This is a genomic window from Streptomyces aurantiogriseus (assembly GCF_014649375.1).
Classification (GTDB): domain Bacteria; phylum Actinomycetota; class Actinomycetes; order Streptomycetales; family Streptomycetaceae; genus Streptomyces; species Streptomyces aurantiogriseus.
Genome location: NZ_BMSX01000027.1, coordinates 93,085 through 104,394 on the forward strand (window position 1 = coordinate 93,085; position 11,310 = coordinate 104,394).

The 11,310-nt window shown below is 67.5% G+C and carries 9 protein-coding genes; 8 read left to right on the forward strand and 1 reads right to left on the reverse strand.

Annotated features, from left to right (window positions below; translation table 11 throughout):
• The first annotated feature begins 27 nt into the window (after window positions 1-27).
• The 5 genes from IE263_RS40150 (at window position 28) to IE263_RS40170 (ending at window position 8,230) form a co-directional block, all read left to right on the forward strand.
• The gene (locus IE263_RS40150; RefSeq protein WP_189943047.1) at window positions 28-447 is read left to right on the forward strand and encodes a hypothetical protein; all 420 of its coding nucleotides are present in this window, start codon (window positions 28-30) and stop codon (window positions 445-447) included.
• Window positions 448-627: 180 nt separating this feature from the next.
• A complete protein-coding gene (locus IE263_RS40155; protein ID WP_189943048.1) occupies window positions 628-2,220 on the forward strand; it encodes an oleate hydratase in 1,593 nt (530 codons plus the stop codon).
• A gap of 186 nt (window positions 2,221-2,406) precedes the next feature.
• On the forward strand, window positions 2,407-2,844 hold the full coding sequence (locus IE263_RS40160; protein ID WP_189943049.1) for a hypothetical protein: 438 nt from the start codon (window positions 2,407-2,409) through the stop codon (window positions 2,842-2,844).
• A gap of 6 nt (window positions 2,845-2,850) precedes the next feature.
• Window positions 2,851-6,729, forward strand: a complete 3,879-nt coding sequence (locus tag IE263_RS40165) for a caspase, EACC1-associated type (RefSeq protein ID WP_189943050.1) — start codon at window positions 2,851-2,853, stop codon at window positions 6,727-6,729.
• A 55-nt stretch (window positions 6,730-6,784) separates the two neighbouring features.
• Entirely contained in the window at window positions 6,785-8,230 is a 1,446-nt protein-coding gene (locus tag IE263_RS40170; protein ID WP_229911419.1) for a hypothetical protein, read from the forward strand.
• Between the two features lie 287 nt (window positions 8,231-8,517).
• On the opposite strand, the gene IE263_RS40175 is transcribed toward IE263_RS40170, so the two are convergent.
• A complete protein-coding gene (locus IE263_RS40175) occupies window positions 8,518-9,408 on the reverse strand; it encodes a DUF5655 domain-containing protein (protein ID WP_189943051.1) in 891 nt (296 codons plus the stop codon).
• 257 nt (window positions 9,409-9,665) lie between these two features.
• On the opposite strand from IE263_RS40175, the gene IE263_RS40180 reads away from it, so the two are divergent.
• The 3 genes from IE263_RS40180 to IE263_RS40190 all read left to right on the forward strand — a co-directional run bounded on the left by IE263_RS40180 (window position 9,666) and on the right by IE263_RS40190 (window position 10,999).
• Complete coding sequence (locus IE263_RS40180) at window positions 9,666-9,863, forward strand: hypothetical protein (protein WP_189943052.1); 198 nt, start codon at window positions 9,666-9,668, stop codon at window positions 9,861-9,863.
• Window positions 9,860-10,204 (forward strand): transposase, encoded by a 345-nt coding sequence (locus IE263_RS40185; protein ID WP_189943053.1) that lies wholly within the window; start codon window positions 9,860-9,862, stop codon window positions 10,202-10,204. The genes IE263_RS40180 and IE263_RS40185 overlap by 4 nt, the downstream gene beginning before the upstream one ends.
• Window positions 10,205-10,723: 519 nt before the next feature.
• Window positions 10,724-10,999, forward strand: coding sequence for a helix-turn-helix domain-containing protein (locus tag IE263_RS40190; RefSeq protein ID WP_189943054.1), 276 nt, complete (start codon window positions 10,724-10,726; stop codon window positions 10,997-10,999).
• The last annotated feature ends 311 nt before the right edge of the window (window positions 11,000-11,310 follow it).

The window sequence follows — 11,310 nt, forward strand, 5'->3', positions numbered from 1 at the left end:
GCTTGCCACCTCCAGAAAGGAATCACCATGACCAGCGACAAGGCCCAGGCCGCGCCCACAGTGCGGCTGCGCTCCGACGGCCCGGTGGACAAGGACACGCTCGACTACGCTCGTACGAAGATCGACGCCGTCGTCACCCGGCCGGGGCTGCCAGCCGTCACCGGCGAGGTGCGGATCGTGCGGGCGGCCACCCGCCACGCGGACCACCCCTGGTTGGCCACGGCGGAACTGCGCGTCGGCAGGCGCCAGGTGGTCGTCCTCGCCGAGGAGGCCACCGGCCGGGAGGTCGTCGACCAACTACAGGACCGGCTGCGCCGCCAGACCGACAAGGCCGCCCGCACCGGACACAACGACCATCGGGCGCCGGCTCCGCCGTGGCGCGGTGGCTCCGGTACCCCACGTCCTGCCGAAGGCAGCGGCAGCGCGGCGGACTCTCACCCGGCGTGAGTCCGCGTTGAGTACAGGCTCGGTCGGTGACGGTCCGCCGACCGGGCCTCTGTGCGTCCCCCCAATCTGTACGTGGGAGCCCACCACACGGGCCGTTCGGACCAGACGAGTGACCAACGGCCCGATGACAGCGCTCGCAGGCGCAGGAAACGCTGATGCTGTGCGGTTCCCGATCGACCAGTGAGAACGAGGAGTTGTGTGATGGCGAAGGCGTATCTGGTGGGCAGCGGGATCGCGGCGCTCGCCGCAGCCACCTTCCTGATCCGCGACGGCGGATTCGACGGAGCGGACATCCACCTCTTCGAGGAGCAGCGCAACATCGGCGGCAGCCTCGACGCGGGCGGCACGGCCGACGTCGGCTACACCATGCGCGGCGGGCGGATGTTCGAGGCCGAGTTCCGCTGCACCTACGACCTGCTGTCTGGCATTCCCACCCTCGATGACCCCTCGGTGTCGGTGACGCAGGAGATCCTGGCCGGACACGAGGACTTCGCCTGGGACGACATCGCACGCCTCATCGACGGCGACGGAAAGGTCGTAGACGTCCGCTCGATGGGCTTCTCCGAACACGACCGCCTGGACCTGGTCCGCTGTCTGGCGACGCCCGAGGGACACCTGGACGGCAAGCGGATCACCGACTGCTTCGGAGAGCACTTCTTCACCACGAACTTCTGGTTCATGTGGTGCACCACGTTCGCGTTCCAGCCCTGGCACAGCGCCATCGAGTTCCGCCGCTACCTGAGGCGCTTCATCCACCTCTTCCCCGAGTTCGCCTCCATGACGGGCATCCACCGGACCCGCTACAACCAGTACGACTCCATCGTGCGCCCCCTGACCGCCTGGCTGCGCGAACGCGGTGTCACCCTCCACACCGGATGCCACGTCACCGACCTCGGGCTCGCACCGGGCCGCAGGAGTACGAGGGTTGAGCGCATCTACCTGTCCCGCAGCGGCCGTGACGAGCAGATCGAGGTGGCCCCTGAAGACCTGGTCCTGGTCACCAACGGCTCCATGACCGACGCCTCCAGCCTCGGCTCGCACACCGCCGCGCCCCCGCCGGCGCCCCACCGCTCGGACGCCTGGCTGCTCTGGCACCGGCTGGCCCGGGGTCGCGACGATTTCGGCAACCCGGACGCCTTCGACAAGCGCGTCAAGGAATCCCGCTGGGAGTCGTTCACCGTCACCACCAAGGACCCCGCCTTCCTCAAGGCGCTGGAGGATTTCAGCGGCCGCGAGACCGGCCGCGGCGGCCTGATGACGTTCACCGACTCCAATTGGCTGCTCACCATCGTCGCCAACCGTCAGCCCGTCTACCGCGACCAGCCCGAGGGCGTCTCCGTCTGGTGGGGCTACGCCCTGTTCCCCGGCCGTGAGGGCAACCGCACACCCAAGCCGATGACGATGTGCTCCGGCCGCGAGATCCTCGAAGAGGTTCTGCACCACCTGCACTTCGACGAGCCGACGGCGGCCCGGATCGTTCAGAGCTCCACCGTAGTGCCCTGCCTGATGCCGTACATCACCAGCCAGTTCCTGGCCCGCCGCCGCGACGACCGGCCTAAGGTCGTGCCCCCGGGGTCGGTGAACCTCGCCTTCATCGGCCAGTTCGCCGAGGTGCCCGACGATGTCGTCTTCACCGTCGAGTACTCCGTACGCACCGCCTGGACAGCCGTGGCCCAACTCCTCAAGCTCGACAAGCATCCGCCTGCGGTCTACAAGGGCCACCACGATCCCCACGTACTGGCCGCAGCCCTGGAGACGATGCACCGCCGGTAACACGGAGCGCGATCAACCAACGCGTTCCCGACCACAGCACGGACTCAGGCTCCCACCTGCCTTCGAGAGCGAAGTAGGTTTCACGTCAACTATCGGCCGATTCCCGAAAATGCACGTTTCCCCTCGCAGTTGCTCCGGTAATTTCCCAAAGCATCTAAGTCGACAGCTGACGGCGCAGGGGGACTCGTGAGCAACGACCGCGACAGCCAAGGGCGGCCGCACCTGTTGATCTCAGTGATCGACGACGATCCGTTGAGGGCGCGCGGCGACGCCCGAGAACTGCTGGCCGAGGTGACTGGGGCCGATCCGACGGCCTCACTTCGCTTGCCTTCGACCGAACCCTCGGAGAGCACCGACAAGGGTGGCGACGTCGTGGGCGTCGTCGGTCTGGCCCTGAGCGCCGGCTCATTCGCGGCAGCCTGCGTTCAGGTATGGCTAGCGAAGGTACCTCAGCGCACGATCATCGCGGCCCGACCCGACGGATCCACCTTGCGGATCACAGGCCGCGAGGCCCGCGAGGACGACGAGCGTCTCGAACGGTTCCTGGCCAATGGCTCCTTGCCGGCAGACACTGACACGGTCGGCGGCGCAGCGGGCCGGGACGACACCTCCACGGCAGGCTGACCGAGGGTGCGCAACAACGACCGATACGCCCTGCTGATCGGCGTCTCGACGTACGACAGTGACGACTACCACGACCTTCCGGCAGTGCGTGCCGATCTGCACTACATGCAGGCTGTCCTGGAGAAAGCAGAAATCGGCCAGTACAACGACTGCGAGGTGGTGGCTGATCCGACGCGTGCCGAGATGCTGCACGCCATCGAGTCGTTCCTCGAGGAGCGGCAGCAGAGCGAGAGCGCGCTGCTGTACTTCAGTGGGCACGGTGAGTTCTGCGAAACCGACAACCAGCTGTACTTCCTCACCCGCGACAGCGACCGCGCCGATCTGCCCCGCACCGCGGTGTCGGCGGAGTTCCTTGAGCGGAGCCTGGCGTCTTGCCGCGCCGCGTCCAAGATCGTGCTGCTCGACTGTTGTGCGAGCGGTTCGGTCGTCCAGGGCTGGCGTGCCAAGGGCGGAGAGGGCTCTGAATCGGCCGAGGAAGAACGCAGCACCCTGCTGCGTCCCACCGGCGTCTACTTCATCACTGCCTCGGACGCGCTACAGGCCGCCTCCGCCATGGCCCCCGAAGGATCAACGCTCGGCACCTCGCGGTTCACCGGCGAAATTGTCGAAGGGCTGCGGAACGGGCGGATCAAGGACAGCGGCTGGATATCACCGGAGGACCTCTTCGAGTATCTAAACGCGCAGATGGTGCGAAGGGGTGTGCCGAAGGAGCAGCGCCCGACCAAGTCCACCATCCGCGCCACCCACACGCTGTACTTCGCCAGATCGGTGGCCAGCCCGGTCAGTCTCCCCGCTCTGCCCGGTGAGCCGGCTGCGCCGTCCGCCGCTCAGCTCAAGGCTCGCGAGCGGGCCGCAGCTGACAGCGAGAACGCCAACGACTGGCAGCGGCTGCTCCGTTACTACGCGCAGTGCCTGAGTGCCCAGGCCGCGGCGAGCATGCTGCCCGACCGGCGGGCCGGGCGGAATTCGCAGTACTTCCTTGTGACCGACGGGCCCGAGACCATTCAGTCCGGTCTGGGCTCGGTGCTGCCGGCTCCGGCGGGGCTGCCCGGTGCGCACGTGCCGGGCAACGGCGGCACGGCTAAGGACAGGTCAGGGCGGGCCGCCGATCAGCACGAGTACTGGTACGGGTATCCGGCCGTCACCCTCCCCTCCCGTGGCGACGGCGGTCGGCGCACGGACGTGGGCATCGCACCGCTACTCATTCAGCAGATGGAGTTGGCCCCGGACGAGAGCGGGCGGGCCTTACTCCGTCCGAGCGGGGTGCCCTCCCTGCACACCAAAGTGGTGACCGAGCTTCTCTCCGAGGACGAAGCCGCCCAGTTACTCGCCCGCTGGCAGCCAACCTGGCAGCACGGCAATGACGCACAGATGCTCAGAGCTGTACGGGAGTTGCTCGGCGAGCTGGGACTGCCGGAGCTCGAACCGCTCGACGCCTCCGCACTCCGTGCGGACTCCGTGAACGAGGCCCTGCGCCCAGGGGCGCACAACGCCGCGGTGATCCTGGCCCCTTCGAGCGTGGAGCGGTTCGCCACCGACGGGCTGGTGGAGAATCTGCTGGCCATCTCCACGCGCACGAACGAGATCCCTGGCACCGCTCTGGATGCCCTACTGCACAGCGCCGCCCCGGTTGCAGGAACCGATCCGGTGCTCATGGTCGCAGCCGGGCCGTCCAACGAGAGCCAGGAGCAAGTGGTCGTCTCGGCGATGACGCAACCCCTGACCGTGGCCACCGGCCCGCCCGGGACAGGAAAGAGCGAGGTCGTCACCTCGGTGGTCGCCACCTGTGTCGCCGCCGGCGAGTCGGTTCTGGTGGCGTCAACCAACAACGAGGCGGTGGACGTCGTCGCCCAGCGGTGCGACGACATCGCTCCTGCCCTTCTGATGCGTACCGGCAACGTCGACGCCTTGGTCAAGGAAGCCGCCAAGCTGGAGCAACTGCTGTCGGATCCGCCTCCACAGCCAGGCCGCAGCTCGGCCACGGTGGCGGGTGAGCTCCGCAACCTCCGATCTCGCGCCACCGTTCTGCGCGACCGGGCCGGCCGACAGGTCGAGGGTGAGGTGCAGCTGGCCCGAGTCCTTGAGAAGCGTGCGGAGCTCGCCGAGAAGATCGGACTTCCGGTGCTGCTCCTGTCACAGATGTGGGCGACCGACGACCATTCGGCGCTCGCCCGCTGGGAAGCGCGAGCCCGCAGGGCGGCGACGGCGGGGGGCTGGTGGGGACGCTGGCGGCGGAAGCGTGCGATGAAGGCGTTCGTCTCGGCTGCCAGTCCGCAGGTGGCCACGCAACTGCCGACATGGACCGGCGAACGGCCCGTCGCCTTGGAAGTCCTCGACAACCTGGCGAACGTGACGGCCCTGGAGCGGCAGGTGCATGAGTTCACGCCAGCCCAGCTCACCCACGACGAGGAGGCCGTACGGCAGGCTCGCGCGGACTGCGCCACGACACGCGCCGAACTGTCGGCAGAGCTGTGTGTGGCCGTGTCGGCGGAGGCGCTCAGCCGCGGGCGATCGCTGCTGAACCAGCGACTCCAGACGCTGCGGCAGCACTCGGGAACCCAGCGCAGCCAACTGAATCTGCTGCCCCACCTGAAAGGGTGGGCGATCACCACGCACGCGGTGCGCCAGCTACGACCGACTGCGAAGCTCTTCGACCTGGTCGTCATCGACGAGGCCAGCCAGTGCTCCATCGCTTCGGTACTGCCGCTGCTGTTCCGCGCCCGGCGGGCTTTGATCATCGGTGACCCGATGCAGCTGAGCCACATCCCCGGCATCTCACCGGAGCAGGAGCGCCAGGCACGTGTCAGGGCGGGTCTGAGCGCGGCCTGGCTGGAGGACCGACGACTCGCGTATCACGTCCACTCGTCGTACCACGCCGCCGCGCAGAACGGCGATTCCGCCCTGCTCCTCGACGAGCACTACCGCTGCCACCCGGAGATTGCCGACATCGTCAACGGCCACTGCTACTCCGGCGCATTGGAGATCCTGACCGACGTACGCCGGCAAGTACCCGCGGTCGACCTCATGAGCACCGGCGAAACCACTCCCGTACTGGCTTGGGCAAACGTTCCCTCCGGCGAGTCAGCACGCGGCCCTGGCGGAAAGTCGTGGCGCAACCCGTCCGAGGCCGCCGCCGTGGCCGGGGTCGTGAAGGAACTGCTGCACCATCTGCCGAAGACCGCAACGGTGGGTGTCGTGACTCCCTTCCGTGCGCAGAAGGATGCTCTGGAGCGCATGGTGGGCAGCGACCAGGTGCGGGTGGGCACGGTGCATGCCTTCCAGGGCGGTCAGCGCGACGTCATGGTCCTCAGCCCGGTGGCGACTGCCAATACACCACCGAGGACGGCCCACTGGGTGGCGAGCCAGGTGAACCTCTGGAACGTCGCGATCACCCGCGCGAAGTCCCAGTTGATCACAGTGGGCGACCATGGCTACTGGCAGCAGCAGACCGGGCTTCCGCACCTGCTGTCGTCACGCTCGGTCCTGTGGAACCGGGCGCGGGCTGTCGATGCGGGCCAAACTCCCGTACACGAGCCCGGCCCACGACAGGATCCGCGCCGCAGGGACCTCGCCGACACCGTGCAGCAGCTCCTCGCCTCGCGAGGCGTCGTCGAGTTGGAACGCGACGCCATGGTCGGCGGACAGCGGGTCGACCTGCTGTTCACCGCACCCGAGGGCAACACGGCGGTACTGATCGACACCGGACCACTACCAGACCGTGACCCGGCACGGCACCTACGCCTGATGCACGAGCGCGCCGGCCTGCTGATCGGGCTGCCATCCGGCGGCCTGGGGGCGAAGGCAGGCAGCGTCGAGCGCGTTCTCCGTATCCCAGCCTGGCGCATTTTGGCGGGCCCGAACGTACTGGCGCCGCTGTTCGACTGAGTGACCGGTCGGCCCTGCACGGCTGACCGGACATCCGACCTGGGGAGGGGCAGTCGTGACGAGCACCATGAAGACCGAAGAAGTCCTGCACAGCCTCCAGCGGCAAGTGACCGTACCGGTGTATTCAACGCGAGAACTGGTGGGCAAGGTCGAGGAAGCTGCTGCCGACAAGGAACGTGAGCGCAAGGAGACGTTCCAGAAGCGTCAGGAGGAGGGCAAGACCAAGCAGGGCGACACCTATGCACCGCTGCGACGCAAGCCGGGACTGCGCCCGCTCCCCAGCCAAGAACTCGGCCTGTCAGTACGGTTGACGTTCTGGGACGTACTGCATCACCTCGGCCGCGGTCTCGCGCTGTCCCAGCGCGGCGCATCGCGCGGGCTGGCCGAACACTGGGGCAGCCTCAAGTACTGCCAAGCTCTCAGCGGGAACGCCGAAACCCACCTCGGGCTGTCCGAGGAGGGCGAGCGGATCGCCATGTACTACAAGGCGCTGCAATCTGAGGAGCTGGGACAAGCCTTCGCATTGGCCGTCAGCGAGGAAATCCTCACCCGCCGCTACCCCGACCACAGTGTCTCCATCGTCCGCGCCGACACCGCCCTGCGCGCTGGTTGGACATTGACCAGCCGGGACAAGGCGAAAACGAAAACTGTCGGCTACCACTACCGCCCGCAGTTCTTCGCCGAAGTCTGGAAACCCGGCGAATCCTCACGTGTCTTTCCGATCGCGTGCAAGGGCAACCACAGTGACCGGCAGAAGGCATACGAGCAACTCGCCTCCGCAGCGGTCCATGCGGATGGGGTGCACATCGGAGCGTGGAACGAAACTCCGGCCCTGCTGTTCAGCACGGAGATCTCCCTGAGCGACCCGCTCACCGTCCACGCCCTGCACGCCGACGGCCCCGGCGGCTGGCTCCACCTCCCGGACGACACGCCCGCCGCTGACATCGGCCTGCCCGTGGGCGACAAGAACCCGGGTATTGGCATCTTCAAGCCGGGCAAGGGCAAGGACCCCGACTCCTCCGAGCCCGGATGCCAGGTCGGTCCCGAGTACTACGAGTGGTTCCAACGTGCCCTGGCTCACGTCGGCGCCGCCGGACTCACCGCCTTCGCCGGCGACGGGGAATCCACCGCCGCACTGCTCACCACACGTCAGGGCAGCGACTTCTTCCAAGGATTCGCCCACGCCGCAGCCGGCACCGTCCAGGACGCGCGCTACAAGCTCCTGGGCCAGAAATTCGAGGGCACGGATCATGTTTTCCGCCTCAACGGCGAAAGGGTCCAGGCATTCTCCGGCGTCGCGGCCGACATACTCGATGTCCTCGTCACCAGGAAAGAGCCTGCACGACGCGCCGATGTCGCCGCTTACCGGCAACGGGTCCAGGCGTGGAAGGCCAAGCGGCGCGGGACGTTCTGGGACCACCAGTGGGGCGGCGTGGTCTCCATCAGTCGGGATGGCACGGTGCTGGCCATGCGCCAGCTCCCGCCGTTCCAGGACGAGTGACGTTCGAGGTTTGTAGTTGACGGCCCGCCATGAGGCCGACAGGTTCCGCATGTGCGGCGGCACCCGCATCCTGTCGGCCGCCCTGAGGCCGGGGCGAACACATCCCGGGCCCTTGCCGATTGGATGGCCAGGACCCGGGATGCCGCACGGAACCGGAACCGCACCACATCCCGGTCTGGATGGCCGCCTCCACCAACATCCCGCGGGTGATCAGTCGTGCCGCTGGCTGCAAACGACGACAGCCCACAGCAACGCACTCCACCGGACCAGCCACCCGGAGGATGCCGCTACGCCGCGGCGTAGCTGAGGCGGAACAGGTCCTGGGCACGCTCCAGGTCCCGCTCCGCACGAAGCTGCACCTCAAGGTCGCCCGTGCCGTGGTGGCCCAGCCCCGTCACGTCGCGGGTGAACCCGGGAACAAGGCCGACCCCCTTGGGATCCGCCTTGAGATAGACGAGCAGCTTGGTCTTCTGCGGCGGACAGACGCAGGCGAAGTTCCGCAGCCGCTGGTAGGCACAGTAGGTCTGGCGCGGGACCCGGGTGATGCCGTCCCCGAGGCCGAGCAGGATCTCGTCGACCGCCGCGGCCAGTTCCGCCATCGCCCCGTCTCGACTTGAAGCGCTCGGCACCGCGGACGTCCGTCGACGGGCGGTCCTGGGGGCAGTTGCCTGTCCGGTGACGGAGGCCACGGTCTCAAGGCCAAAGTGCTCAGTGCCGAAGAAGCGATAGCGGACTAGGTCGATGCTGCGCCGGTGCTCGCGTACGGCATGCACGTCGTAGCGGGTGAAGTCGCCGGCCACACAGATCAGCCTGGGCGCGCTCCACAGCACCTGGGCCGCGGCCGTGACCCCGAGCCGGTCGCGGACCAGGTGCTGGTACTCGCTCCGGTGGTCCATCAGCCAGCTCAGGTAGAAGAGACCCTGATGGATCACCCCGGCGTCAGTGCCGCGCTTGAACTCGACGACCACCGGCGCCCCGTTCTCGTCGATCCCCAGTGAGTCGATCCGGCCGCCGTGGACCGGACCGGTGCTGTACTCGGTCGCCAGGAAGCGGACCCCGAGCAGTGCCTCCATATTGGCCTCGACGAGACTCTGCACATCCGTCTCGGCATCAGCAAGGCGCGGCATGACCTCCGTCATGCCGCCATTGGTCGTGTGGAACAGCTTCAGGCCCGACACATTCCTCCTCGACTCGAAGATCGAGAACGTCAGGGAGGGGGAAGATTGTTTCCGTGAGACCCTGCGCGCGAGTGAAGATGGTGTGAGTACCTGCGTCCGGGCCATCGGGGCGCACCCGCGCCCCAGGGATCACTCGATCCGACATACATCCCACGTAACCGGGACGAGCGCCTGGAACACTGCGTTTGTGCAGGTCAGTCCCGTAGCTCATCGGCGGCCTGCTGTGGGCCCGGGCCACGGTGCGGGAACTGACCCGCATGGTCACCGGGCTGGCGATGACCGAGCGCGGAGTGGGCAACGCGAAGGCGGAGAAGGCCGTGCTGGCCTGGGCGGATCACTGCGGGCTGCACTCGGACACGGCGCCACCCGGCCGCTCCTGGGCGCCGAAGCGCCCGCATTCCAGTGGTGAGAGTGAACGGCAGACGGCTGCGCGTGAACGAGATATCCGCGATTGAGGTGTTCACGGGCTTCCTGGACGGGCTCGCCCGCCAGGCCAGACGGAAGGTCCACGCGATCACCGACCGGCACGCCTCTCCACCGCTCGAAGGCCGTCCGCACCTGGCTGGACTCACATGCCGACCACGTCGCACTGCACCTGATGCCCGGCCACAGCCCCGAACTCAACCCCGCCGAACTGCTCAACGCCGACATCAAACGGCACGTGTACGGCTCACGCGCACCCTCGGCCGACGACTTCGTCCACGAAGCCCGCCACTTTCTCCGCCGCCGACAGCGCCAAATCCACATCGTCCGCAGCTACTTCCACGCCCGACACGTCGGTTACACGATCGCATAGGCGACCCAACGGTTCCAGCTCAATAAGCGCAGGCTGCTTCGAAGCGGGGCAACATAGCGCGGGATCGCCGGTTAGCCAAACCGGCGATCCCGCGGATCATTGATAGTCCACCGCCACCACCTGCCCGCACGTCGAAAGGCACCGAGACGGCCGTCAAATCAACTCGTCGCGCGTCGTCAGCGCTTCCCGCCGCATAGCTCCCGCGGAACATGTGCCGCGCGCTCAAGATCCCATGAGCCGCGCAGGTCGCCCGTGTCCTGGGGCCGACCCCTATGACAACCCGCGTGAACCCGGGAAAGACGTCGACCTGCGTCGGGTTTGCCTGTGCATCGACATCGACCTCAGCGCGCGATGCGGGGTGACCCTACTTACGTCATCGTCTGTCTTGTCCAATTTCCGGCCCAACACCGTGGTCCGCTGACCCGCCACAGGCATTAGAGCCACAAGTTTTCGGCAGTTTCAAACCCTATCGGCTGCGCGTAGGCAGGGCCGTCTTACTTAAGAACTGGAGAATCCGAAATGCACGGACAGACTGCCGAGGTGCAGGGCACCCGGTACAGCCCTACGCGCATTCGCGCCACCTGGGACGGGACGGGGAGCGTGGAGGACGCTTCCAGGGCGCTGGGGTTCTCGCGGGCGAAGGGCTACGACCTGGTTCGTCGCGGGGAGTTCCCGTGCCGCGTGCTACGCGTCGGCCGTAGCACGCGTGTCGTCACGGCCTCCCTGCTCCGCGTGCTCGAAAGCGGAGAGCCGGAGTACAACGGTGCCCACGCCGGACGCTGCACGCCGTCGTAGCCCCACAGCGCACAGAAGCCCCGCCGGAGCAAGAAGCTCATTCCGGCGGGGCTTCGTCGTCTCACGCGCTCTCACACAGCTCTCACCAACTGGGCGGACCCCCCCGGACTGTGAGGCCCTGACCTGGCCGTACGCGCCCGTTCTGGATCGACTGGACGCCCTTGGACGGTCTTTACGACCTGTGCCATGTGGGACCGTCACAGCTCAAGGACAGTGGCACCACTGCACGTGGCCGATCTCGTTGCCAGTGGTCGGATGCAGATGTCGTGGGAAGCGCGAGCCCCCAGGACGGCATGGCTGTCCGTTCCGGC